This is a genomic window from Desulfosporosinus sp. I2 (assembly GCF_000960765.1).
GTDB lineage: Bacteria > Bacillota > Desulfitobacteriia > Desulfitobacteriales > Desulfitobacteriaceae > Desulfosporosinus.
In genome coordinates, this window is sequence record NZ_JYNH01000001.1 from 72,774 (window position 1) to 99,137 (window position 26,364).

Here is a 26,364-nt window from a genome sequence, read left to right on the forward strand (position 1 = left end):
AAACTGGCTATTTTATAATTACGCATAGTTTTTCTCCTTAATTCTTTATTTTCTTACCCTTTAACTGACAGGCGCCATCCCAGATTATTTCCCACCCTCTTAGTTTAGCTTCTTTTAGAAGCTCTTGGTCAGGATTAACGGCCACAGGGTGTCCACAAAGCATTAACAGTGGTAGATCATAAATTGAATCAGCATAAGCATAAGCTTCGCCCATGTCAAAAATCACCCCTGCCTCCGTTTGTTTCTGCAGAAACGTTCTTAGGGCCTGTACCTTTGAGGGTCCATTCATAATAGAGGTTATTTGTCCTGTACAAACACCGTCTATTATTTCAATCTCGGTCCCAAGCCAAGAATTCATACCCAGATCTCTGGCTACCAAAGCAATAAACTGCGAGAAGGCACCCGAGAGAAGCAAAATTTGATCATTTGACTCCAGGTGAGCCTTTAGCCGACTAAGGGATATAGGACTGAAACTTTCTCTTGCCAACTCTAAACATTGCTTAAAAAAGCCATCTATTTGAGTCTCACTCATCCCACACATCATTTTTACTATGCCGCTTAAAACTCGCCTAATCGCTAATTGACGACATAGTCCAAAGCGATACAATATGTATACCCAAGACATTGAAATATAGAACTTACGAATCTTTTTGCGCATCCCTTGGTCTTGACTTAGGACCCGCAAGAAGATACGGGGGGTTTCTTCAAGATGGATTGTGCCATCAAAATCAAAAATCACAAGGTGCATTACGAAAACCTCCCAATGAACTACACTTAATCATAACCCTTATAACCCATATTTTCCCTCAACTATACAATTCTCTAAAAATATATCTATTCCTTCTATCATCAGCCATGAAATTATTCATTGGTTCGCCTCTCTATTTCACAGAATCTCGACTTCTACCACAATAAACTTTCACAATTTGCACCTTTTACCTTAACATATTTCAGATATCCTTATGGAAGTGGCCACTTAGTCCGATGAAAAGAACCCAAAATGATTCACGCATAAGTATGGCAAAATCCTAGGGATCATAAATCTAACACGAAAAGGGGCAAATAATTATGGAAGAGGAAATTCGTTCAATACTCAATGACAATAATACCGCTTCAGATAACGTAGACGACATAAAAAAGGAAATCAAAATAATACCAACTACCGAACAACCTATCGCCCAGCCTAAACCAAAGAGAAAAGTTATTGCCTATGCCAGCCTCTGTTTAATTAGCGCAGTCATCGGTGGTCTCACTACAGCTGCCTCCTTCCCCTATATCTATCCTACTAACGCATCCCCTCTCCCGCAAACAGCTAATTCCTCGTTTACCCAGGTTTCGAATCCTACTGCCTCTGAAACCAATTTCCCGGTAGCCCAAATTGCTAAGAATGTTGGTCCAGCCGTTGTTGGTGTTTCTAATTTCCAATCCGGTCGTAGTTTTTCGGGAAGCTCCAGTCTCCAAGAAGCTGGAAGCGGCTCTGGTTTTATTATTGATGCTGCAAAAGGCTATATTGCCACGAATAATCACGTGGTCGAAGGTGCTCAAAAACTCACGGTCAGTTTAAGTGATGGACGCAATCTTGATGCGAAAGTAATCGGTGCAGATCCACGCACAGATCTTGCCGTCTTACAGATTTCAGATACCAAGAATCTTACTGCAGTTAAGCTAGGGGATTCTTCAAAGGTGGAAGTTGGCGAACCAGTGGTTGCTATTGGAAATCCCGGCGGGAACGAATTTGCACGTTCCGTAACCACAGGGGTCATCTCTGCAACCAATCGCAGCTTAAATCTTCAAGGTGAAGCCAGTTACAATCTCATTCAGACTGATGCAGCCATAAATCCCGGCAATAGTGGCGGACCGCTTGTCAATTATCTCGGACAGGTCATTGGCATTAACTCGGCAAAATACGCAGAAACAGGCTTTGAAGGAATGGGCTTCTCTATTCCAATTTCAGATGCCATGCCAACACTTCAACAGCTGATCACTTCAGGTGTAGCCAAACATCCGGCCCTATTAGTGAGCACGGATGATCAATATAACACTTACGCTAAAGATAATAATAAGCCCCAAGGGGCCTACATTTCATCAGTTACAGTGAACGGTCCCGCCGCTAAAGCCGGACTTAAAAAGGGAGATGTCATCACCAAGATTAACGCGGGTGCCGTGCAAAATTCCTCTGATCTAATTCGCGAACTCTATAAAAATAAGGTTGGAGACAAAGTAACCATAACCTATATTCGGGATGGACAAACCAAGCAGGTTGAGGTGACGCTAGGAGAAATATCTTCAACTTAATTTAAGACCATCAAATCTCTGGTCCTCAGCCAACTTGAAAGTTCCATTTTAGGATTGTAAGAACCCAGGCTAAGAAGGTAATCCATCTAAGTCTGGGTTCTTGATCCGTTCATGATTCTTTACTCTCACTAAAGATTGTGCTAAACTGCACCATTATAGCAACTCTCTTTCTTTAAGTGATGACTAATCTCAATTAAATAAAAAACCAGATCTTCAGCCGAAACCGGTCTAGCAAATAAGTATCCTTGCACTTCAGCGCACCCTTGGGAGCGGAGAAAATCTAACTGGGCTTCGGTTTCTACCCCTTCAGCGATGACTCGAAGACCCAAATTATGAGCGAGTTGAATAATGGTCGTTACGATCTCATTTCCGCTTTCTCTTTCGTCTGACCGGGTAGAAAGTGCCTTAACAAACGAACGATCAATTTTTAAAGTGTCTAGAGAAAATTGGCTTAAATAGCTCAGTGAAGAAAAACCTGTGCCAAAATCGTCCACTGAGAGATGGATTCCCATCCTTTTGAGTTCTTGAAGCATGGTCAGAGTGAAGGACGAATTTTCCATACTGATGCTTTCCGTGATTTCCAACTCAAGCCACTGGGGATCTAACCCCGTTTCCCTGAGAATCTGGGCAATCTGGCTGACCAAATTTGCTTGCCGAAACTGACGTGCGGATAGGTTAACAGCGACACGTACAGGAGGATAGCCCATCTCTTGCCAGAGTTTGTTCTGTCGGCAAGCGCTGCGCAAGACCCATTCTCCGAGTGGTAAAATGAGCCCGCTTTCTTCAGCAATTGAAATGAATTCTCTTGGCAAAAGAAGCCCCCTTTCCGGATGTTGCCAGCGCACTAAGGCTTCCATACCACACATTTGATCGTCACTAAGTCGATACTGAGGTTGATAATAGAGCAGAAATTCCTCACATACCAGAGCTCTCCGCAAATCATTTTGTAAAGCCAAACGCTCGGAAAGGGCTTGATTGAAAGCTAACGTATAAAACTGATAACGATTCCGACCTTCCTCTTTAGCATGGTACATGGCGGTATCAGCATGTTTGATCAATGTTTCGATATCCTCTCCGTCTGTAGGAAAGAGGACAATGCCTAAACTTGCTGTGATATAGACCTCCTGTTCAAGCAGGAAAAAGGGTGTTGTAAACACATTTACAAGTTTTTGGGCCACCTGTGCCACTTGGTCTTCCGAGTGCATTTCGGGCAACAGAATAAGGAATTCATCTCCCCCCTGCCGAGAAACTGTATCCCCTTCCCGTAAGCAGGCACTGAGTCGCTCTCCGGTAGCCTGTAAAAGCAGATCCCCTACCGTATGCCCGAGCGTATCATTGATGAGTTTGAACCGATCCAGATCGAGAAAAAGCAACGCAACGTGGGTCTGATGTCGATGTGCTTGGGCAATGGCTTGGTTTGCGCGATCTTTAAATAAGATTCGATTCGGTAAGCCTGTTAGCGCGTCATGATGGGCTTGATGAGAAAGCTGGTGTACGAGAGCACGTTTGTCACTAACATCGTGAAAAACAAGCACCGCCCCAATGACATCTCCTTCCCGGTCAAAGATCGGTGCCGCCGAATCTTCAATCGAAATAGTATGTCCATCCCGATGGGTAAGAGCCGTATGATTGGCCAATGCTACAATACGCTTTTCTCGAAGGCATTCAGCGACCGGGTTAACAACCGCTTTGCCCGTATTTTCATTGACAATATTAAACACTCTCAAAAGTGGCAAATCCTTAGCGCGCCTATTCGTCCAACCTGTCAACCTTTCAGCAACAGGATTGAGATACGTGATTTTTGCCAGCACATCGGTCGTAATTACAGCATCCCCGATGGAGGCCAGTGTAATCTGAGCACGTTCTTTTTCCAACCAAAGAGTTTCTTCATCTTGTTTTCGTCTAGTCACATCTTCATAGATGGCGACCACTTCACGCGTGGATAGCTTGTAGATAAAGCCTTCCCTCCACCCACTGATGTAATCGTTATGGTAGTAAGTAGCTGGGAAATGAGAAGCTTCACCTGTTCGGAAGACGTGAAGAAAAACCTTAAGAACCTCTAACGATTCATGATTTGAGAAAAATCGATCGAGAGGTTGTCCCAACACTTGACTACGAGGCAGCTTTTCAATCTGTTCAGCAGCCCTATTGAAGGCTTTACAGTAAAAGACTTCTTCGTCTTCTGAAAATTGAAAAACCGCCACCGCATTACTCATGTTTTCGAACATTTCCTCATAGCGTTCTTCGCTATCCCGTAACGCTTTGTGAGTCGCAAATTGTTTGCTAACATCCCGAATAATTGCAATAAAATGAGTAATTTCTTCCCCATCCGCTTGCACAGGGGTGAGCGTCATTTTTTCGCGGTAAAGTGTGCCCTGCGCATGGCGGTTAATCATTTCACCTCGCCATGTTTTACCATCAAGAATCGTCTCCCACATTTTCCTATAAAAGGAGCTATCCTGATAGCCGGATTGAAGAAAACGCAGGTTTTGACCCTGAACCTCTTCAAATGAGTAACCCGTAAGCTGAGTGAAGGCAGGATTAGCCCAGCGAAGCCTACCCGTTCGATCCGTAAGGACGATCGCATCAGCAGCGGCTGAAAGGGCGGTAAGTTGAATTTGAAGTTGACTTCGATCTTCATGAGCCAGAAGAGCTATGGTAATCTGTTCTGCTAAGGATTGCAGTCGCTCAATTCGCACTAAGTTGAAATAATCGGGAAGATGCGTATATAAAGCTATTGCCCCCAAGCATTGTCCATGTGCCCACAGAGGGAAAGTGGCTATCGACTGCAGATTTAAGGCTTCATAAAAGGCCCACCAAGGTTTAAACTGTGGGTTGTTGATTAGTGTCTGCACTTGTGGCTTTCCACTACGGATAGCTTCACCCACTGCACCTTTTCCCTCAGGGGTGTCGTCCCAACGTATTTTAAGAGTGCTTATATACTTTTTACTCACACCCGCTTGAGCCACAATAGCGACAGAACCTTCCGGCATTTTCAACCCAACTGCAGCAACAGGATAACCAACGGAGTTTACCAATTCATCACAGAGATATTGGAAGATAACGCTTAGCGGTTGCTCCGTAAGGATGCGCTGTGTGATACCATAGAGAATGATTTCCTGTAATTCACTGTATTTTCGCATACTGATATCACTCAATGTTGTGACCACCCAGCTCGGTTCACCCTGAGCATTGCGAATCAAGACACTGTTGAGATGTAGCCAACGTTGATCAGGTTCAAATCGTTTTAACGTGTTTGTTATTCCCTCTCGCTCTTGGGCCCCTGCTAACACGTTTGAAGTATGAGCTTTCCAGCTAAAAGGCTCTCCCCGATTATCCGTCCATGAAGTAACTTGGGTTGAAAATTCGAGTTTCTCCATTTCGGATAAAGAGGTTTCGAGTAGATCACATGCCGCAGAATTCGCGTTGAAAAATTGGCCGGAGACGTGTTGTAAAATCACACCTTCGGTTACACTGTCATATATACGTTGATAAAATCCTTCTTGCCGTTTACCAGCCTCAATTTGGCGGTGCTGCTTTTCTATCGTCGTGATCATTTCCTGATGGGTAGCTTCAAGAGCGTGCCAAGTTAGGCCCATAAAATAGTAAAAGAATACGACCGTAAACAAAAGGAAAAACCAGACTTTAAACGTTGAAATACGGAGAAGCAATTCATAATCCCAAGCCAAATAATAGTTCACCCATTCTAAACCTAAAAACCATAATCCGCTTAATAAAATATAAAGCAAACATATTTTTCTCGGAGAGATAGACTTGTGCGAGGGTGGCATGAAATGGCTCCTTTCACAGAACGTCAATAATGTTTAGAAATGATATCTCACCTTTGCCTAAGTCCTAATATTCGGCAAATTCTAATATACTCCTCCCTTTCCATGAAAAATATCCTGATTATTGTCAAAAACGCCTTAGAGGATATGACAACTGCATTATCAAAAACCTATCTACTAGATCCTGAGCGATCTGTTGCGATTTCTCGTTGTAACGATTCGAAAACGGATCACTAAATCCGTGTTTTCCATTTAACGTGTGTACATCAACAAACTTCTTTTGTCCAAGGGAACCCCTATAGTACCATCGAAAATGGTATGATGGGTTTGCTATTGAAATTTGAAAACAAATTGAAAGTGACGCCTCCCCCAAATTATGGTATCCTTAAACAAGAACGGAGACCACTTGTTCTGAACACCTATCTCTAAAGGAATGTGATGTAGATGTCTTCTATGTTGGAACAATTTCCGCTGTTTCAAGGTCTTTCACCAGAGCTTTTAACTCAGTGGGAGAGGTACTTTAGAGAGCGAAGCTTTACTAAGCGTCAAATTCTAGAGTTTCCATCAGACTGCTCGGAACCAATCTACTTTATCCGAACAGGCCGTATTAAAATTTCGTATTTATCAGAAGATGGCAAGGAATTTACAGTCGCTTGCCTTTCCTCTGGAGAAGTCTATAGTGTTCACTCTTTAGCCTTTGCCACAGCGCTCGAGAATTCAGTTGTCTATTATCTTGGTATGGACAATTTTCGACCGATGCTCGGAGAAAGTCCTGAACTTAGCTTGCGCTTGATCCGTTTGTTGGGAAACATCTTAAAAGAAACCAATGATGTCATCCTCGACTTAGCTTTTCGGGAAGTCTCTGTGCGCTTAGCTCATGTTATCCTGCGTGAAGGACAGCCAAAAGCCAACCAACGAACCAATCTACCTTATTTTCTGGACTTTACCCACGAACAATTTGCTGCTCTGAGTGGGACAACTCGTCAAACGGTCAATGAGATCCTTAAACGCTGGGAACGCCAAGGAATTGTGATCGTAAAACGTGGCAAACTTTCTGTGCTAAATTGGGAGATGCTCATCGATAAACTATAATCTGAGAAAACTAAACTATAATACATTACATTTTTTGCGCAGTATAACTGCGCTTTTTTGTTGTCTAAAAATTTCACGGGTATAAGTATGTTGTTTCCCAGTGAAGCAAAAATCCGCGATAAATTTTCATACTTGCAGAGCAATGTCGGCAAGCCGATTGAAAAAAATAGAATATTTTAATAATTTAATGGATAAGTACAGTCAAAAAAATTTTAAGGAGGGATAAATTTGAGACAGATTCTGGCCAGAAGCGAACATTGCCTCGGCTGTAAGAGCTGTGAGCTAGCTTGTGCAGTTGCTCACTCAACCAGCAAGAACCTGTTCGAGGCAATTCAGGAACTCAAACCACCGCAAAAACGGATCTTTGTTGAGTCTAATGGGGAGCTCAATTTCCCCTTGCAATGTCGGCAATGTTTAGATTCTCCTTGTGTTCATGCCTGTATGAGTGGGGCTATGCAGTTCGACTCGAACACAGGGTTAATTCAAGTTGATGAACAAAAGTGTGTAGGATGCATGATGTGCGTTATGGTCTGCCCATTTGGAGTAATTGCCGAAATTTCGACGACCCACAAAGTTGCCAAGTGTGACCGTTGTCAGGACTTAGATTATGATCCGGCCTGTGTGGCTGCCTGTCCGACAAAGGTTTTGGAATTTGTTGAGGTTCTTGAGTTTGCCCACAGCGGAAGGCAAACCTTCTTAAACCAAATGAAGGGAGTCAACTAACTATGAAATCTCATAAATCAATTGATCCTGCCGTATTAGAATTATTGCCCAAAGCGGCCTTAGATGGAGTAGAAACTGTTTGGGATCGATATGAAGCCCAACAGCCCCAATGTGGTTTTGGAACTTTAGGAATCTGTTGCCGACATTGTGTTCAAGGTCCCTGTCGAATTGATCCCTTTGGCAATGGGCCTAAAACGGGGATTTGCGGAGCCAGCGCGGATACGATTGTAGCTCGAAATTTACTTAGGCAAGTGGCTGGCGGAGCAGCAGCCCATGTAGACCATGCTTACGAGGCTGTTGAGGCTTTAGAGTTGGCAGCCAAAGGAGAAATCAATTATAACATCGCAGACGAAAAAAAATTACACCAGGTGGCCAAGGGATTAGGTTTAGAGATCTCTGGCAAAAGCAAAGCGGACCTCGCTATCGAGGTTGTTGAAGTTGCATATGCCGATCTCGCTAACCATAGTAAGAAGCCTGTACAATGGTTGATGGTCAATGCGCCTAAAGAGAGAATTGCCGTTTGGGAGAGCCTTGGAATTCTCCCTCGCAATCCCGATCGAGAAATCCGTGAAGCAATGCATCAGACAACGATGGGGATGGATGCTGACCCAGTGAATCTAGTCCTATCGACCGCTAAACAAGGGCTAGTAGATGGCTATTCTGGTCTGAAACTGGCGACAGACATGCAAGATATCCTTTTTGGGACCCCTACGCCGGTAGTCACCGAAGCTAATTTAGGGGTTCTCAAGGAAGACTCGGTTAATCTTATCGTACATGGTCATGTTCCCTTACTATCTGAGAAAATTGTCTTTTGGGCTGGCCAACTCCAAGCTGAAGCACGCTTAGCCGGAGCCAGCGGAATTTTAGTGTCTGGAATCTGTTGTTCCGGTAATGAAGTCTTAATGCGCAAAGGGATTCCGCTGGTTACTAACTTCTTAGCCCAAGAATTGGCCATCGTCACCGGAGCCGTCGATGCTATGGTTGTCGACGTACAATGTATTATGCCTTCTTTAGCTCAAGTGGCTTCTTGTTACCATACAGAGATCATCACTACTATGCCGATCGTCAAAATTCCAGGAACTACCCACGTTCCATTTACTTTAGAAAACGCGGATCAAGCAGCTCAGGAAATTGTCCGAAGGTCGATAGCTGCTTATGGACGGAGGGACAGCAAGAAAATCAAAATTCCGAATTATAAACGTAAGATTATGGCGGGATTTAGTGTGGAAGCCATCATCGGAGCACTCTCAACAGTAGACCCTGTCCAACCCCTGAAGCCTCTGATCGATAATATTGTCAATGGTAATATCCTAGGGGTTGTGGCGACCGTGGGCTGCAACAATGTCAAAGTGACTCAAGATCTCAATCATGTAGAATTAGTGAAGGAACTCCTTAAAAATAACGTCTTGGTGGTCGCTACAGGATGTTCCGCTCACGCCTTAGCTAAGGCTGGTATGATGAATTCTGAAGGTACGGAGACCTATGCCGGAGAAGGTTTGAAAGCAGTCCTGACCGCGATTGGGCAAGCGGCTGGTCTTGGTGCCCCACTTCCCCCTGTCCTGCATATGGGTAGCTGTGTCGACAATTCTAGGATTGGGGATTTGGTCACAGCTATCGCTCATTATTTGCAGGTTGATTCGGCATTATTGCCTGTGGCGGCAAGTGCTCCAGAACTTCAACATGAAAAAGCCTTAAGTATCGGAACTTGGGCTGTGACCATGGGGCTCACTACTCACCTGGGCGTTGTTCCTCCCGTGCTGGGAAGTAAAGCGGTGACTGAATTACTGACCGCAGGACTAAGTGATGTGATTGGGGGAAAATTCTATGTAGAAACAGATCCCCAAAAAGCGGCTCTTGGACTTCTTGAGGATATTCGAGCGAAACGGAAAAAGCTCGGACTTCCTAATTAAGGGAAGGAAGAAATTATGAGGTATATCGTTATAGGCAATAGCGCGGCAGGGCTGTTTGCGGTTGAAGAAATCCGAAGGCACGACACCCAGTCAGAAATTATCGTCCTCACGGCTGAACAAGAAGAGAGTTACTCTCGTTGTCTAACCACGTATTTCTTAGCAGGGGATATCCCTGTTTCCCGCCTTTACTTGCGCAATGTCGATTTCGCTGAAAAACTAAATCTAACCATTGTCTACGGAGTCGAGATTACTGGCATAGATCCAACAAGTCAACGGGTTCAAAGTGCTGATGGACGCGAGTGGGAGTATAGCAAGCTTTTACTTGCCATGGGTGCTTCAGCTAATAAACTCACGATCCTGGGCGGAAACCTTCCAGAGGTTTTTACCCTGCGCACCATGAAAGATGCTTTAGCTATTAATGATGTCTTGGAGCGGGGAGCGCAAAAGGCAGTCATCATCGGAGGGGGTTTGGTCAGCCTGAAGAGTGCTTATGCCTTAAAAAGGCGTGGGCTTGAGGTTACCGTTTTGATCTCTTCCAATCAGATCCTCTCCCAAATGCTTGATGAAAGAGCAGCCGGCTTAATTCAGGGGCATTTAGAAGCGAATGGACTGAGATTTCTCTTACGGACGGAGGTTGAGGCAATCACCGGAAAAAACCATGTTCAAGGCGTTTTAATCGCAACTAAAACAGAACTTGACGCTGATTTAGTACTTGTTGGCAAGGGGGTACGTCCAAACCTAGGAGAATTAAAAAATGTCGGTTTCAAGATGGGTCAGGGTCTTCAGGTAGATTCCTCTTTAGCCACTAATCTTCCCCATATTTATGCGGCTGGGGATATTGCTGAAACCTGGGACCTTGTTCGCCAGAAGTTCGCCGTAAACGCCACTTGGCCAAATGCTACAGCCCAAGGCAGAATTGCTGGAGCAAATATGTGCGGTGGAAAAGAAATTTATCCAGGATCTCTAGGCCTAAACTCCGTGGACTTCTTTGGCCTCTCAGCCATGTCTGCTGGAATCACGAAACTCCCAGAGAAAAAGGGTCAGGGGGATTGGGACCAAGAAGAAAGCCTAAAAATAGTTAAAGATATACCTATTTATCGCAATCTACTTTGGCAAGGGAACATCCTAAAAGGCTTTGTACTTGTTGGGGATACATCTCAATGCGGGGTATTGACAGCCTTGGTGAAAGCAGGTCGGCCCCTGACACAAGACCAAAAGAATTTAACTATGGGAAAAAGAGGAACCCTGGCTGTAGGAATGATGAAGTAAACTTCTTATACTCGAAACAAGGCTGGATGATATTTCCTCCAGCCTTGTTTTTTGATTTATAGTTCATATGAAGAGATACATCTACCTTGAATTATTTTGTGGTCATAGATGGCAATTAACCTTACATTATGATAGTTTTTCAAGTTGCAAGCCTGTCTCATGCCCATTAAGGTTCTGCTTTTCCAGGCCAGCGTCATTGATTCTCTCTATATAATCTGCTAGAGTCTCTTGTTTAATATAATCTTCATAAAGTTCGACGGCCTCAGCTATTTCCTTATCTCCATTAAAGTAGATTTTAATTCTGTCCATCATTTCATAGCCATTATATTTTCTCATTTGCTGTACTTTGGAGACAAACTCTCTGGCATATCCTTCATCAATCAGCTCTTTGGTCAGCGTTGTATCAAGTATTACGAATAAATTGTCCTCCACAGTCATTGTAAAGCCTTCTTTGGCAGCGATAGTGGTGATTACATAGTCCTTAACTAGATCTACAAGTTCACCCTCTACATCAATCGAAATTGTTTCTCCAGCTTCTAATCTCGGCACAACGGAAGAAGCGTCAAGGGCTGCCAGTACTTTGCCTAAGGACTTTACTTTAGATCCAAAGACAGAACCAGCCACTTTGAAATTAGGCTTTAAGCTAAAGTTCATATACTGGCTTAAATCCTTGGCAAACACAACCCGTTTAACGTTAAGCTCCTCTTGGATTAAAGGAAGCATGTAGTCTATCAACTGTTCATATTTGCCGTCAATCAATATCTGCTGGATAGGCTGTCGTACCTTGATTTTCACCTGTTCCCTTGCCGCTCGACCTAGACCCACTAAATTTCTGACCAGATCCATTCTGGTTTCCAACCCACCATCAATCATCTCTGAATCGGCGACCGGGTAATCTGCTAGATGAACTGATAGCTCATCGGTCAAGCTTCGATAGAGTTCTTCAGAAATATAAGGTGCAAAAGGAGCCACAAGCTTAGATACTCCCACAAGTATTTCATAGGTCGTATTGTTAACCGCTTTCTTGTCATCCGTAAGCTCGTTACCCCAGAAGCGTCTGCGTGAACGTCTTATATACCAATTCGAAAGATCCTCATTGACAAACTCCTGTATCTTTCTGACTGTTTTAGTCAGATCAAAGGCACTCAGATCTGACTCAACCTCTTTGAGAAGGCTGTTATATTTTGATAGTACCCAGCGATCAAGTTCAGGTCTATCTTGATAAACAATCAAGAAATCTCGGGGGTCAAGCTTATCGGTAGTGGCATACAGTGAAAAGAAAGCATACACGTTTCTCAGCGTACTGAAAAATTTACTCTGTACTTCCTTGAGCCCTTCAATATCAAATTTAGTAGGAGTCCAGGCTGGAGAAACATAGAGTAAATACCATCTTAAAGCGTCCGCTCCATATTGATCAAACAGTTCAAAGGGATCGACTGTATTTCCTTTGGACTTAGACATCTTATGCCCGTCCTTATCGAGGATCAAATCATTAACTAACACTCGTTTATAGGGAGCGACTCCCTTGATAAAGGTTGATATCACAAGTAGAGAATAGAACCATCCTCTTGTCTGGTCAATCCCTTCACAGATGTAATCGGCGGGAAAGAGTTGATCAAAATTCTCGCTATTTTCAAACGGATAGTGATGTTGGGCAAAAGGCATCGAGCCACTGTCAAACCAGCAATCAATGACATCTTTCACCCTGGTCATTGCTGCGCCACATTTTGCGCATTTAATGTGAATATCGTCCACAAAGGGCCGATGCAATTCAATCGTTTCATCCAGCGTTTCCAAGGCATTATCTACAAGTTCTTTTCGAGAACCTATGGATGTCGTGTGTCCGCAATCACATCTCCAGATATTAAGCGGCGTTCCCCAATATCGGCTTCTAGATAAAGCCCAGTCATTGGCATTTTCCAACCAGTTGCCAAACCTTTTTTCTCCGACATAATCAGGATACCACTCGACACGGCTATTATTCTCCACCAATTTATCTTTGAATTTAGTGACTTCGATGTACCAGCTTGGTTTAGCATAATACAGAAGTGGGGTCTGACATCTCCAGCAGTGAGGATAGTTATGCTCCATCTTTTCTTTTTTAAATAATTTTGCTTCTCCATGCAACCACTTGATAATATCTAAATCCGCATCGATGACAAAGTTCCCTGCCCATGGTGTGCTCACAAATTTCCCGGTTTCATCGACAGGCTGAAGCACTGGTAGATTGTACCTGCGCCCCGTGTTATAATCGTCCTCCCCGAAGGCTGGAGCGGTATGAACAATTCCTGTCCCATCCTCAGTGGTTACATAATCACCGACCGTCACGAAAAAGGCCTTCTTATCTGGTTTTACAAACGGCATCAACTGTTCGTATTCCACAAATTCCAGGGCTTTTCCCTGAATTTCTTCCAGAACCTCAAACTCTTCACCCAACACTTTATGTGCCAAAGTCTTAGACACATAGTAGATCTCATTATTTTGCCTAACCTTGAAGTATATTTCTTGAGGATTCACGGTCAGCGCCACGTTCGATGGCAGCGTCCAGGGCGTTGTGGTCCAAACCAGAAAGTATTCTTCAGCATCCTTTTTCTTAAACTTTACAATCACAGTATTGGTTTTTATCTCCTTATAGCCCTGGGCCACTTCGTGAGAAGCCAATCCCGTTCCGCAGCGCGAGCAATAAGGAAGGATCTTGTGGCCTTCATAGATCAAACCTTGTTTAAAAAATTGATCAAGGATCCACCAGACACTTTCAATATAATCATTATCTAGCGTAACATAAGGATGATCCAAATCGATGGAATACCCCATTCGCTTAGTCATTTCTCGCCATTGCTTCTCATAGCTGAACACAGATTCTCGACATTTTTGATTGAAGTCAGCAATTCCATAGGCCTCAATCTCCTGTTTGCTAGAAAGTTTGAGCTGCTTCTCCACTTCAATTTCTACAGGCAGACCATGAGTATCCCAACCGGCCTTGCGTTTGACCTGATAACCTTGCATACTTTTATAGCGGCAAACTGAATCCTTCAAAGTTCTAGCTATGACATGGTGAATTCCCGGTTTGCCGTTAGCTGTGGGAGGGCCTTCGTAGAATATGAAGGGTGTTTTACCTTCCCTAATTTCTATGCTTTTATCCAATATCTCATTATCGACCCAGAAATCTGCTAGCTCGCTTTCCTTTTTAGCTACCAACAGATCCGATAGCGGCTTGAAGTTAGACATAATCATCTTCCTTTCGTGTTGTATTACTAACGTCGAGTTAATAACATCAAAAGTCCCTAAGTCAATGACTTAGGGACGGATTATCCGCGGTACCACCCTTTTTATTAATGGACAGCTCAAATAAACAATCCATTAATCGCTTAAAGCATGTAACGTATACCTACGGAACAGCTTAAGATTATTTCAGCTGCCCAACTCCAAGGGGATCTTCATAAAAAACCTTCGTCATAATCTTTCAGCCTAGGATTATGTCTCTATAAAAACCAAGTCCTTTATTACTATCCTTTTCATAGTTGTTATCAAAATTTTGCCCAATATCCCAAACGATTAAACCCTATATCAATTATCATATTCCAGTTGCTCAAACATTGTCAAGAGTCCAAGAAAGTTGTTCTCCATTGAGACCTGCCCCTTAGGCCGGCCTCTTTCACTGGGCTTTATACTGTTTCAATATGATGATATGATTATACCAACTCACTTAATATTAAAGAATTCAAGAGGTTTATATGAAAACAAGGGTTAAAAGAATACAAATGTTTTTAGCATTTTTGGGCTTTAATCTAACATTCGCAGCAATACTGGCTCCCTTTATAGTGTTTTGGGGACCTTTCCAAGCCCTTAAAACCGTGGCGGTTGGGTCGGTCTACACATCCAGACATCCTCAGGTTGTTAAAATCTTTCTGTCCCAAGCAGAAATAGATCGGCTTATGAACGTCAATACTTCTCAACAAACTAGCGCCGGACAGTCGATAACACACTCCAATGTTATAGATACAGGTTCAGAAATCACCATTGAAGATATCCAAGGTCCAAGCTATAAAGGCAAAGTGATGCTGATCAAAGACCCTAAACGAGTCAAATTGGCCGTTACCAAAAAAATGGGTGTTTCGGGAGAACAGGCCAGCCAAATGGTCAAGAATCTAGGGGCTGTTGCCGGAATTAATGCCGGAGGCTTCTATGACCCGGATGGTAAAGGAAACGGAGCTTTCCCAGATGGTTTAACCGTACAGAACGGAAAATTAGTCCACAACAATGTGGGAAATCGAGCGGTCAATATTGTCGGATTTAATGACCAAGGAAAACTGATTATCGGGAGTATGACAGCCACTCAATTGGAAGCGAACCATATTCTCGAAGCCGTTACCTTTGGTCCTAATCTTATTAAAGATGGCAAGCCTGAAATTTTGGGAGACGGCGGTTGGGGAATTGCACCCCGAACAGGAATTGGTCAAAAGGCGGATGGAACAGTCATTTTTGTTGTCATCGACGGACGTCAACCTACTTGGAGTATTGGAGCGACCTTACGGGACCTGATGAATGTCTTTATTAATTACCAGGCGGTGAATGCCGTCAATCTCGATGGCGGATCTTCCTCTATTTTCGTTGATCAAGGGATAGTCACAAATCGGCCGAGTAGCGTTTTCGGGGAACGTTATATTCCAACAGCTTTTATAGTGACCCCTTAGCTCTATAAACTTTCGTAATTAATTCATAATACACCTTGCATTTGGGATTAATACCCCTATATGATCTATTAGATTACATATTGGGAGGTTTAACATGACTAGGTGGAATGTTTATGTTACTAATGAAATACCTAAACCTGCTCTTGACATGCTGGCAGAGTATTGCGACATGGAAGTAAATCGTACGGGCCAAGTTCTTACAAAACCAGAACTGTTAGAAAAGGTTAAGGGTAGGGATGCCGTGCTTAGCCTGCTTACTGATCCTATCAATGCTGAGGTGATGGATGCTGCTAAAGGGGTTAAAATCTTTGCTAACTATGCTGTCGGCTATAATAACATCGAAATCCCGTCCGCAACAGAACGGGGAATTATGGTCTCTAATACACCGGGTGTGCTTACGGATACTACGGCTGAAATGGCTTGGGCTTTATTGTTCTCCGTAGCCCGGAGAGTCGTGGAATCAGATAAGTACACGAGAAAGGGAAAATATAAGGGGTGGGGTCCGATGCTCTTTTTGGGACAGGACGTCATCCACAAAACCGTTGGAGTAATAGGTGCCGGAAGAATAGGCTTGTCTTTTGCTAAAAGAGCAAAGGCTTTCGATATGACGGTACTCTATACCGACATAGCGGCTAACCCTCAATTTGAACAAGAAACCGGGGGGGAATTTGTCAGCTTAGAAAGACTTCTCAGAGAATCGGATTTTGTTTCGATCCATACTCCCCTTCTTCCGGAAACGTCCCATTTAATCGGTGAACAAGAGTTCAAGCTTATGAAAAAAACAGCGATTTTGATTAATACTTCTCGTGGTCCAGTCGTGGACGAATTAGCCCTGGTGAAAGCTTTACAATCAGGGGAAATCTGGGGAGCTGGTCTTGATGTCTACGAATTCGAACCTGAATTTACAGAAGGACTTATGGAACTCGACAATGCCATCCTCTGTCCTCACATTGCCAGTGCCACGATTGATACTCGCACTAAAATGGGAACTATTGCTGTCTCGAATATTTTAGCAGCGATGAGGGGAGAACTTCCCCCTAATTGTCTTAACCCGGAGGTTTACAAACCGAATTCAAACTAAATTTAAAGGGAAGTGGTATTTTCAATGGAAAAAGTATTTGCTCAGAGAATGTCCTTACTCGGTACAGAGACTGCTTTTGAAGTTTTGGCAAAGGCTAAAAAGTTGGAAGCTCAGGGAAAAGATATAGTCCATCTAGAAATCGGTGAACCAGACTTTGACACTCCTAAGAATATTATTGATGCTGCCTGCCTTGCCCTAAACAGTGGATATACCCACTATACTGCAGCCCCAGGAATTCCAGAAGTAAGGGAAACGATCGCTGATTATGTCCGTAAGCATAAAAACGTTGATGCTTCTGCTGACGATGTCGTTATCGTGCCTGGAGGAAAGCCCATCATGTTTTTCTCCATTATGGCAACTATCGATCCAGGTGATGAAGTCATTTATCCTAATCCAGGCTTCCCCATTTATGAATCCGTCATTAAGTTTGTCGGTGGAAAGCCTGTCCCAATCCCATTACGAGAAGAAAACCAGTTCCGGTTAGATGTCAACGAACTTGCGCGATTGATTACACCCAAAACCAAAATGCTCATTATCAATTCCCCTGGGAATCCTACTGGTGGAGTGCTCACGAGTGACGATGTTAGAGCCATTGCAGATTTAGTGAGAGGGAAAGATATACTTGTTCTTTCTGACGAAATATACGATCGAATCGTGTATGGTGATACTCACCCGCTCTCCATTGCCTCGTTACCAGGAATGAAAGATTGGACTATTATCTTGGATGGGTTCTCAAAGACTTATGCCATGACTGGCTGGCGATTGGGCTACGGAGTGATGCACCCAGAAATAGCGGCTCGAATTGCTCAGCTTATGGTCAATTCTAATTCATGTACCGCAGCTTCTACTCAAATGGCAGGCAAGGAGGCACTCACAGGACCCCAAAATGAGGTTGATACTATGGTTGCTGAGTTTAAAAGACGCCGGGATACTATGGTTACTGGCTTAAACTCTATTTCCGGAGTAAGCTGTCTTTCGCCAGAGGGTTCTTTTTACGTTTTCCCCAATTTAAAGTCGTTCGGCAAAAACAGTAAAGAGATTGCTGACTACCTTTTAAACGAAGCAGGAGTCGCTTGTCTAGGGGGTACTGCTTTTGGCTCATACGGTGAGGGATATCTTCGTTTCTCCTATGCAAATTCGATAGAGAATATCCAAAAGGCCTTAGAGCGTATTGAAACGGCTTTAGGCAAAATGCGATAACCAAACAAAGTTGGAAACGACGATTCATCAAGCCTTCATAGCAAAACCGCTGAGCCAACGCTAGCGGTTTTTTAATTCAATGTGAACTTAATGCAAGAGAGAGAATCTTTGCCTTGTTAAAACCCACTACTGTATTACTTCCTACCAAAAAAGTGGGCACACTTCTGATATTCCTCCTTTGTGACTCCATCAAGGCATCCTCGTCAGTACTTATGTTTCTTTCCTCGAAAGGGATGTTGTTTTGCGAAAGAAACTCCTTCGCTACGGCGCAGTAGGGTCAAGAATTGTTAGTAAACATAATTAGATTTTTAATGGTTAGATCCCTCCTGTTATTTTTTACCTGCCGTTAGTATTGCATTAATTTTTTATTTCATTCCTATTTACAAAGTCAAATTTCTCATTACCTGCTAATAAATACTACCTATCTGGGCCCTAATCAGTAATATTTTCGGAGTGTTTTAATACACTTTAAAAAAGTATTGTCTGTTCTACACTCACCTGCTATAATTCTAACATATTCTTTTATGTGAGAAGCGCATATTGAATTAATTCAGACTAGACTCTAAAGCAATGAGTGACGAGAAAGGAAGTATGGTTAGACGGAGAAACGATCAAGAAACGGAAATTGTTAAAGAAGGAATATCTACTTGTATTTGTGCTAAAAAGATTTAGGAGGAGATAGGATGGTTAGTATGGTAGGCAAGAAAAAATCACACACTTTAACTCGGTTGGGCTCGATGCTCCTGATTACAGCATTAATGGCTTCAGGGTGTGGAAGCAGCCCCGTTGCGAAGACGGAGCAAAAACCGATTAAAGTTGGAATTGTAGATACGTATACTGGTGGAGCAGCTGTCTATGCCAAAGACTCTTTAGATGGCTTTAAACTGGCAGTTAAAGAATTAGAAGATAAAGGTGGTCCGAAGATCGAATTTGTCACTCGTGATGATGAATTCAAACCAGATAAATCAACAAGCTGGGCTAAAGAACTCGTGATGCGTGAAAAAGTCGATTTTCTGGCAGGAACAACAAATAGTGCAGGCTCCTTAGCTGTTTCGCAATATGCTAAAGAGAGTAAAGTACCCTTCATCGTTTGGGGCGGAATGAGTGACAGGATCACAGGTGAAGCGGGTCATCGCTATGTATTTAGCACGTTGCCAAATACAGCGATCATCGGCAAAGCTGGTGCTGTCCAACTCTCCAAGACATCCTATCAAAAAGTTTGGATAGCCGGTAGTGATTATGAATATGGTCACTCTTTGATCAATAATCTATGGTCCAATCTGACGACACTTAAACCAGACGTCAAGAAAATGGGTGAATCTTGGTGGCGTGTCGGGGAAACAGATTTCACGCCATATATCAACGCGATCCGCAGTGCTAAACCTGATGTGCTGGTGGTTGGTACCGGGGGAGCAGACATGGTAGCTTTTATGAAAGCGGTCAAAGCAACTGGGCTGACTCAAGAAATACCAGTATGGGCACACACTAGCTACGACCCAGCTACCCTAAGGCCTTTGGGAGATCAAGCACCTGAAGGAGTGATGGGTACTAATCCATATTTGTATAATTATCCCGACACAGCTGAAAATAAAGCCTTTGTTGAAGCCTTTAAGAAAGAATATAATCGTGAACCCGCTGCGTTTGCCTTGTACGGTTACATGGGAGGAAAATTCCTCGGTGAAGCAATTACCAAAGCAGGAAGTACCGATAAAGAAAAAATCATTGACGCTATGGAAGGATTAACGATTGATACTCCAGTCGGTAAGGCAACCCTACGTAAAGAAGATCATCAGGTGGCAATTCCCATGTCCTATGGTGTAGTTGCCAAAGTCAATGGTGTCTTTACAGGTAAAGACCTTCACACTCTGAATTCTGATGAAATTATGCCCTCGGTTGACCAAATTCTCAAGTCTAGGTCAAAATAGTGTAGGGTAAGTGATAAGAGAAAGAGAAAAGATTAATGGGCGGTGCTGCCAGGTGCCGCCCATTTACGCTACTAGTCAGAAAGTATAAATAAAGTTTATATACTTTCTGGAAGGTCCCTTCTCGCCATCACGGCGCCTTGCCATCCATGGCGGCGCTCTAATCTCGAACATCCTTGTTCGAGTCTTGGCTACAGGGACACTCGGCCATCCATGGCCAGCGCTCTAATCTCGAACGTCCTGTTCGAGTCATGGCCAGCGCTTGGCGCTAGCCATGTTTTTTTAAATCATTGATGACGGGGGAGATTACCCATGGATTTTGCCACACTCGCTAGTCAGTTTTTTATTGGACTAAGCAGGGGAATGATTTTTTTTATCGTTTCTGCAGGATTAACTCTGATCTTTGGGGTCTTAAGAATCACAAATTTTGCTCACGGAGCACTTTATATGTTAGGCGCATTTATCGCTTATTCAGTCTCAACCCTTGTTGGACAGGGTCCTTATGGTTTTTGGTTAGCCCTGCTGGTTGCTCCTGTCGCAGTAATGTTAGTTAGTCTAGTCATCGAGCGCGGGTTGCTTAGATTTATCTATAACCGAGATCATTTAATCCAGATGCTCTTAACGTATTCTCTAGTGCTCATTGCGGGAGATCTTGTCAAAATAATATGGGGAACAGAATTTAAGTCTATGAATATCCCTGCAGTTTTAAGAGGTTCCTTTAATCTATGGGGGGCATCCTTACCTTGGTATAATGCATTCCTTCTGATCGTGGGGCCCATCGTTGCCCTTGGCTTATGGTTGTTCTTATCAAAAACCCATCTGGGTAAAATCTGCCGTGCAACGGCTACTGACCGAGAAATGGTGGATGTTTTGGGGATTAACAGTACCCGAGTATTTGCTATGGTTTTTGCATTGGGTGGATGGCTTGCCGGGTTGGGAGGAGCTTTGATTGCGCCAACGACCTCCATCTCGATGGGTATGGATGCTAGCATTGTCATTTATGCTTTCCTGATCGTGGTGATAGGGGGTCTAGGAAACGTCTGGGGTGCACTGATTAGTTCAATTATTATGGGGGTTGGGGAGGCATTAGGGATTTTATTTATTCCGGGCATTGCCATCATAATTCCTTATATCATAGCAGGTGTTCTCCTTATCGTACGACCCACTGGCTTGCTAAAATCTGCCTGGTAGAGAAAGGAACATAGATATGTCCACGAATAACTTGAGATCCACAAAAAAACCTAAAAAGCTCGGCACCTATCTAGGTTGGGCCTTTGCAGTAGCAGGCGTTCTGATACTTCTGGTGGCCCCTACGATACTCACTCAATACTATGTCTACTTGCTGGCCACTGTTTTTTACAACAGCTTTACTAGCGAGCAGTTTAAATCTGGTTCTGGGTAACGGAGGTCTACTGCATTTGCACCATGGCGTATTTTTTGGGGTAGGCGCGTATACGGTAGCGATCGTGATGACCAAAACTTCTTGGCCATTTGCTGTTGCGATCTTGCTAGCACCCATGGTTGCCGCACTTATAGCCTTAGTGATCGGATGGTTTTGCGTACGTCTAAGAGGACTATATTTTGGTATGCTTACGCTTGCTTTAGGGCAGTTAGTTTGGGCCATTGTATACCGCTGGAATGCTCTAACCAATGGAGACAACGGAATCCACGCCATACCCGTTCCGGAATCCTTGTCCTCTATTAATTCCGTTTATTATACGACGCTATTGGTTCTAGTCATCTCTCTTATAATTCTCTACATGATCAGTAAATCGCCGTTTGGTATCACGTTACTTGCGACTCGCGATAACCCTGTGCGCTCGGAAAGCATTGGAATCAATGTCAAAAGCCACCGCCTGATTGCCTTTGTTATTGCTGGCTTCTTTGCAGGAATTGCGGGCGTGCTCTTTGTCTTAGTTGAACGATCTGTAGCCCCCTCCCTGTTATTTTGGAACAAATCGGCCGAAATCCTAATCATGTGTTTAATGGGAGGACTGACTGTCTTTATGGGCCCAACGTTAGGGGCCGGCATTTTAGTTCTTTTGTCGATGATCGTTGGTCTTTACACAGAATATTGGCTTCTTGTCCTTGGGCTGCTGTTACTGATCCTCGTACTCTTCTTGCCTCAGGGTATTCTTGGTTATTTGATGGAGAGTTATGACAAACGCCGAAGTATGAGAGGAGAGAATTAACATGCTTCAGGTTAAACAGCTTAAGAAAGCATTCGATGGATTTCAAGCCATCGCAGACGCTAACCTTTCTGTTCCGATAGGAGAAGTCGTGGCAGTCATTGGTCCCAATGGCGCAGGAAAATCCACCTTATTCAATTTAATAACTGGACACCTGCAGGCCGATTCCGGTCATATCCAATTTCAAAGTCAAGAAATCACAAACTTAGCTCCCTATAAAATTTGCCATAAAGGAATGGCTAGATCTTTTCAGTTGATTAATATCTTCTCTAGTCTAACGGTTTTTGAAAATGTGCAAACTTCAGTCCTTGCCCAACAACGCTTAGATCGGAATTTCTTTACACCCTCAAGAAGATTGCTGATTGATGAGACACTAGAGGTATTGGACATTTTTGGACTGTTAGAATTAAAAGATCGTTCGTGTACATCCCTATCTTACGGGGATCAAAAGGTCCTGGAAATTGCAATTGCTCTGGGAAGCAAACCCGAGCTCCTTCTCTTAGATGAGCCTACTGCAGGAATGTCTTCAGAAGAAACTCGCAAAATTGTTAATCTTATTAAGAAGTTATCCCGGGAAAAGGGCCTAACAATTTTAATTACTGAGCACGATATGGAATTAGTTTTTGATGTTGCTCAAAAAATTATGGTTCTTCACCAGGGTACAACCATAGCTCAAGGGCTTCCTGAAGATATCAGAAACGATAAATCTGTGCAAAATGCCTATTTGGGGGAAGCAGGATGATGTTAGACGTTAGAGATATTCATACCTATTACGGATTAAGTCACATCTTATTCGGTTTATCCTTACAGGTAAGTAAAGGCGAAGTAGTCTGTCTGCTTGGTCGTAATGGGGTAGGCAAGACCACGACACTTAAGAGCATTATAGGAATTACCCCGCCAAAAACCGGACAAATCAAGTTTAAAGGGCAAGACATTTCAAAAACCCCAACTAAGCGGATGGTTAAATTAGGGATTAGCTTTGTCCCTGATAACCGTAGAATCTTTGCCGACTTGTCTGTGCGCGAAAATCTTGAGATCGCAACAGGCGTCAAATCAGGTGCTTGGGATTTGGATAAAGTCCATGGGTTATTCCCGGTCCTAAAAAGAGTCGAGAATCGGAGGGGCGGGAACTTAAGCGGAGGAGAGCAACAAATGTTAAGTATTGCTAGGGCCCTGCTTGGCAATCCTGAGCTTCTGATTTTAGATGAGCCGACCGAGGGACTGGCACCTTTGATCGTTCGTGAATTAGAAGAGCAAATTCTTGAGCTTTGTTCAACGGGGATATCGATTCTCTTAGCAGAGCAAAATCTCAAATCTGCTTTAAAATTAGCCAATCGGTGTTATGTCCTTGAACGAGGACAAGTACGTTTTGAAGGAACAGTCGAAGAGTTAGCCGAAAATGAAGACGTTCGGTCGAAATATTTATTGGTTTGATATCCTTCTCTGACAAAAAAATAGTTCATTGTTTTGCTGACATGTATACAACGAGAGAACCCACATTATGCGGGTTCTCTCGTTCTTTGGTTTAGCGCATGTTGACTATACACTGTCTGTTAAGCGCTTACCTTGGATAGATAAGTAGGGCTATTTTTACGTTTTAAGCTTACTAGAGATCGGAAACGTGTTTTCTCCGTGAGGCATTATATAGACGGATTCCGGTTGACGCCCAAGTATTTGACTTGCTAACTGCAAAGCTTCAGCGGTGGAATAGGCTGGAATCATCTTTACGTGTTTAACTAGCTCCATCGGCAAGGAACTGATCAAAATCACGGGAGTCTTTTGACAGATGCTCGCTGTTTTCAGGCTTATGAAGCCTGGCATTATAAAGTCAGCATGCAGTCTAACGTTCATATCCTCCACCTCACCGTGATTAAAAAATTCCAGAAAAGGTTGAGAACCTACCCCCTCAGAGCATTCACTAACCAGGATAATGACTCCACCTTCTTGTACCGCATAGCTAGCATTGTCCAAGGCCTTGATTGCTTGGTAAAGCTGAGTATCTTTAGGATACCCACCGCACGAAACGATGACTAACTCCGCTTTTTCCTCGATTTCAATTCCGAAGATTTCTTCGATCACCCGGCAACCCGCTTTATGTGCTTGATACAAATCACCCGCTGTAATATAGACAAATTCCTTCTTTTCGTTAATAACGACATTGAGAATGAAATCCACACCAACTAGACGAGCGATTTCTAACATATCCTCGGCAACCGGGTTGCCCTCCATTTTTCCGGTTTCTATGTTTGGATTAAGTCCCTTGGGCCCTCCTCCTTTGAGTGCTAAAGCATGGTTTTGCTGGATCATCTCGTAACCACATACTCCAGGTGCAATAGACTTTCGGCCACCACCAAAGCCTGCAAGCAAATGATAAGCAATTCCACCGGTCAGAATCACCTTGTCTGCTTCCCACACCCGACGATTTACAAGAATGGGTGTTCCTTGGGAGGATAAACCTAAATCAACTAAATCCTGGGCGCGACATTCGTGATCGTAAATGGAAACCCTCGCCAAGACCTTTTCCCCACAAATTGCAATGTGCTCTTCTAACGTCTGCAATCGATGGTCCCCGGTCGCCGTTACAATAGAAATGTCCTTATCCGGTACTCCAGCACCATTTAAAACATTCAGCAGTACAGGCAAAAGGACATCTGCCCTCACCCAAAGTCGAGTAATGTCACTCACGATAATAACCACTTTGTCTCCAGGTTTTACGACCTCGATGAGTGGAACCGTTCCAACAGGATGAGCTACAGCCTCAAGAATTGCTTGTTCTATATTCAGAATTGGCTGACTGGTTTTTGCTTCAATCTCCATAACCTTCGCGGAGGGCGGAAGCCTAAAGGACAACGTTTCTTTACCATAGGCAAGGTCAAAACTATTCACCCTTTATTCCCCCCTGTGGTCTGTTTTTTAATGTCTCCAAACTTTTCCCCTTGGCTTCATAAGCCATTTCAACAAGTTGAGCAGTATGCATTACCTTTACCGAAAATCCCTGGCGGTTCAGACCGTCAGCGATGTGCATTCGACAAGCAGAACACCCTGTAACTAACACCTCTGCACCCGTCTGATTGATAGCCTCCACTTTATGATCATTGATTTGGGTCGAGAGTTCGTAGTGATATAAGCTAAAGGAACCCCCACTACCACAGCAGGTATCCGGTTTATCCATTTCTTCAAAAACTACTTCCGGGATACTTCTGATAATCTGTCTGGGCTGTTCTTTAACCTTTAGTCCTCTGCCGAGGTGACAAGGATCGTGGTAAGTAACCTTGATTGGCAAACGACCCATTCTGTCCTCAATCCCTTCCAGGGAAACCAACAGTTCGGTAAAGTCCTTAATCATACCCCCAAGCTGCTTGGCCTTTTTGGCATAGATCGGATCATCCCCGAGTAATTCGGCGTACTCTTCCTTCAGACTTAAGCCGCATGTGCCACAGGCCACGACAACTACATCAACCTCTTCCTTAAGGAAGACATCGATATTGGCCTTCGCCATCATTCTAGCTGTTTCATAGTCCCCGTTAATCCTGACGGGCGTACCACAACAATTTTGAAGTGCAGGAATTACCACCTCTGCTCCGCTGTGTTTTAGAACGTTGATGACGGCCCGACCAGTATCCGTATAAATGTAGTTAATCATGCACCCTGTGAAAAAAGCGACCCTCATGGTTGCTTCCGTGGTTTTGACCACTTCTGGAAACATCGATTTAAGTGGTTTTTGGGCAAGAGGAGAGAGAAGTCTTCTCTTGTCTATTCCCAGTGACATTCTCGGTAACATTCCTTGTCCATGAGGCCCTTTACGGAAGAATAAGCCCTGAAATATTCGTCCTGTCCGCATTCCCGTGTTAAACACCCAACGATTTTTTAAAACCAAACGAAAGATCAGGTTCTTAAGCAGAGAAAGTCCTTCCTTGTCCGCAATTTCCTTGCGAGCTGCTTCCACCAGCTTGTCTACTTTCACGCCACTCGGACAGTTAACAACACAAGCCTTACACATCAAACACAAGGATATTTTATCGATAAACCCTTCTGTTAAACCCAAGTCTTGATTAATAACTCCGCGAATCAGTTTAACTCGTCCTCTGGCTACGGTGGATTCTGCCTGTAACTCTTTAAAGACTGGACAAACGTTTTGACAGGCACCGCAACGAATACAGCGGATGACTTCCTTTTCCCAAGACTCTAATGAACATTCCAT

Annotated in this window: 20 protein-coding genes and 1 other annotated feature; of the genes, 14 read left to right on the forward strand and 6 right to left on the reverse strand. The window is 43.6% G+C overall.

Annotated elements, in window-relative coordinates; all coding sequences use genetic code 11:
* Positions 1 to 37: 37 nt before the first annotated feature.
* Positions 38 to 748 (reverse strand): HAD family phosphatase, encoded by a 711-nt coding sequence (locus tag UF75_RS00325; protein ID WP_045572604.1) that lies wholly within the window; start codon positions 746 to 748, stop codon positions 38 to 40.
* A 320-nt stretch (positions 749 to 1,068) separates the two neighbouring features.
* Here UF75_RS00325 and UF75_RS00330 point away from each other — a divergent pair, with 320 nt between their 5' ends.
* Positions 1,069 to 2,295: a trypsin-like peptidase domain-containing protein gene (locus UF75_RS00330; RefSeq protein ID WP_082074946.1), complete on the forward strand. Its 1,227-nt coding sequence runs from the start codon at positions 1,069 to 1,071 to the stop codon at positions 2,293 to 2,295.
* 140 nt (positions 2,296 to 2,435) lie between these two features.
* On the opposite strand, the gene UF75_RS00335 is transcribed toward UF75_RS00330, so the two are convergent.
* Positions 2,436 to 6,044: an EAL domain-containing protein gene (locus UF75_RS00335; RefSeq protein WP_207642465.1), complete on the reverse strand. Its 3,609-nt coding sequence runs from the start codon at positions 6,042 to 6,044 to the stop codon at positions 2,436 to 2,438.
* Positions 6,045 to 6,536: 492 nt separating this feature from the next.
* On the opposite strand from UF75_RS00335, the gene UF75_RS00340 reads away from it, so the two are divergent.
* The 4 genes from UF75_RS00340 to UF75_RS00355 all read left to right on the forward strand — a co-directional run bounded on the left by UF75_RS00340 (position 6,537) and on the right by UF75_RS00355 (position 11,077).
* The gene (locus UF75_RS00340) at positions 6,537 to 7,175 is read left to right on the forward strand and encodes a Crp/Fnr family transcriptional regulator (protein ID WP_242860049.1); all 639 of its coding nucleotides are present in this window, start codon (positions 6,537 to 6,539) and stop codon (positions 7,173 to 7,175) included.
* Between the two features lie 228 nt (positions 7,176 to 7,403).
* Positions 7,404 to 7,898: a 4Fe-4S dicluster domain-containing protein gene (locus UF75_RS00345; protein ID WP_045572606.1), complete on the forward strand. Its 495-nt coding sequence runs from the start codon at positions 7,404 to 7,406 to the stop codon at positions 7,896 to 7,898.
* Between the two features lie 2 nt (positions 7,899 to 7,900).
* Positions 7,901 to 9,808: an anaerobic carbon-monoxide dehydrogenase catalytic subunit gene (gene cooS, locus UF75_RS00350; protein WP_045572607.1), complete on the forward strand. Its 1,908-nt coding sequence runs from the start codon at positions 7,901 to 7,903 to the stop codon at positions 9,806 to 9,808.
* Between the two features lie 15 nt (positions 9,809 to 9,823).
* The gene (locus UF75_RS00355) at positions 9,824 to 11,077 is read left to right on the forward strand and encodes an FAD-dependent oxidoreductase (RefSeq protein WP_045572608.1); all 1,254 of its coding nucleotides are present in this window, start codon (positions 9,824 to 9,826) and stop codon (positions 11,075 to 11,077) included.
* Positions 11,078 to 11,203: 126 nt separating this feature from the next.
* On the opposite strand, the gene ileS is transcribed toward UF75_RS00355, so the two are convergent.
* The gene (gene ileS, locus UF75_RS00360) at positions 11,204 to 14,305 is read right to left on the reverse strand and encodes an isoleucine--tRNA ligase (RefSeq protein WP_045572609.1); all 3,102 of its coding nucleotides are present in this window, start codon (positions 14,303 to 14,305) and stop codon (positions 11,204 to 11,206) included.
* Positions 14,306 to 14,373: 68 nt separating this feature from the next.
* Positions 14,374 to 14,605, reverse strand: a binding site (T-box leader).
* Between the two features lie 206 nt (positions 14,606 to 14,811).
* On the opposite strand from ileS, the gene UF75_RS00365 reads away from it, so the two are divergent.
* The 3 genes from UF75_RS00365 (at position 14,812) to UF75_RS00375 (ending at position 18,052) form a co-directional block, all read left to right on the forward strand.
* Positions 14,812 to 15,771: a phosphodiester glycosidase family protein gene (locus UF75_RS00365; protein WP_045572610.1), complete on the forward strand. Its 960-nt coding sequence runs from the start codon at positions 14,812 to 14,814 to the stop codon at positions 15,769 to 15,771.
* Positions 15,772 to 15,865: 94 nt separating this feature from the next.
* Entirely contained in the window at positions 15,866 to 16,852 is a 987-nt protein-coding gene (locus UF75_RS00370; protein WP_045572611.1) for a D-glycerate dehydrogenase, read from the forward strand.
* 24 nt (positions 16,853 to 16,876) lie between these two features.
* Entirely contained in the window at positions 16,877 to 18,052 is a 1,176-nt protein-coding gene (locus UF75_RS00375) for a pyridoxal phosphate-dependent aminotransferase (protein WP_045572612.1), read from the forward strand.
* Between the two features lie 76 nt (positions 18,053 to 18,128).
* On the opposite strand, the gene UF75_RS26710 is transcribed toward UF75_RS00375, so the two are convergent.
* Positions 18,129 to 18,365: a glutaredoxin family protein gene (locus UF75_RS26710; protein ID WP_082074948.1), complete on the reverse strand. Its 237-nt coding sequence runs from the start codon at positions 18,363 to 18,365 to the stop codon at positions 18,129 to 18,131.
* A gap of 370 nt (positions 18,366 to 18,735) precedes the next feature.
* Here UF75_RS26710 and UF75_RS00385 point away from each other — a divergent pair, with 370 nt between their 5' ends.
* The 6 genes from UF75_RS00385 (at position 18,736) to UF75_RS00405 (ending at position 23,597) form a co-directional block, all read left to right on the forward strand.
* A complete protein-coding gene (locus UF75_RS00385; RefSeq protein ID WP_045572613.1) occupies positions 18,736 to 19,977 on the forward strand; it encodes an ABC transporter substrate-binding protein in 1,242 nt (413 codons plus the stop codon).
* A gap of 309 nt (positions 19,978 to 20,286) precedes the next feature.
* Positions 20,287 to 21,165, forward strand: a complete 879-nt coding sequence (locus tag UF75_RS00390; protein WP_045572614.1) for a branched-chain amino acid ABC transporter permease — start codon at positions 20,287 to 20,289, stop codon at positions 21,163 to 21,165.
* Between the two features lie 31 nt (positions 21,166 to 21,196).
* A complete protein-coding gene (locus UF75_RS29745; protein WP_242860061.1) occupies positions 21,197 to 21,376 on the forward strand; it encodes a hypothetical protein in 180 nt (59 codons plus the stop codon).
* Positions 21,306 to 22,166: a branched-chain amino acid ABC transporter permease gene (locus tag UF75_RS00395; protein ID WP_242860050.1), complete on the forward strand. Its 861-nt coding sequence runs from the start codon at positions 21,306 to 21,308 to the stop codon at positions 22,164 to 22,166. The genes UF75_RS29745 and UF75_RS00395 overlap by 71 nt, the downstream gene beginning before the upstream one ends.
* A 1-nt stretch (position 22,167) precedes the next feature.
* The gene (locus UF75_RS00400) at positions 22,168 to 22,905 is read left to right on the forward strand and encodes an ABC transporter ATP-binding protein (RefSeq protein ID WP_052692938.1); all 738 of its coding nucleotides are present in this window, start codon (positions 22,168 to 22,170) and stop codon (positions 22,903 to 22,905) included.
* The gene (locus UF75_RS00405) at positions 22,902 to 23,597 is read left to right on the forward strand and encodes an ABC transporter ATP-binding protein (RefSeq protein WP_348983016.1); all 696 of its coding nucleotides are present in this window, start codon (positions 22,902 to 22,904) and stop codon (positions 23,595 to 23,597) included. Before UF75_RS00400 ends, UF75_RS00405 begins: the two co-directional genes overlap by 4 nt.
* Positions 23,598 to 23,753: 156 nt before the next feature.
* On the opposite strand, the gene larA is transcribed toward UF75_RS00405, so the two are convergent.
* Positions 23,754 to 25,049 (reverse strand): nickel-dependent lactate racemase, encoded by a 1,296-nt coding sequence (larA, locus tag UF75_RS00410; RefSeq protein WP_052692939.1) that lies wholly within the window; start codon positions 25,047 to 25,049, stop codon positions 23,754 to 23,756.
* Positions 25,042 to 26,364 (reverse strand): (Fe-S)-binding protein, encoded by a 1,323-nt coding sequence (locus UF75_RS00415; RefSeq protein WP_045572616.1) that lies wholly within the window; start codon positions 26,362 to 26,364, stop codon positions 25,042 to 25,044. The genes larA and UF75_RS00415 overlap by 8 nt, the downstream gene beginning before the upstream one ends.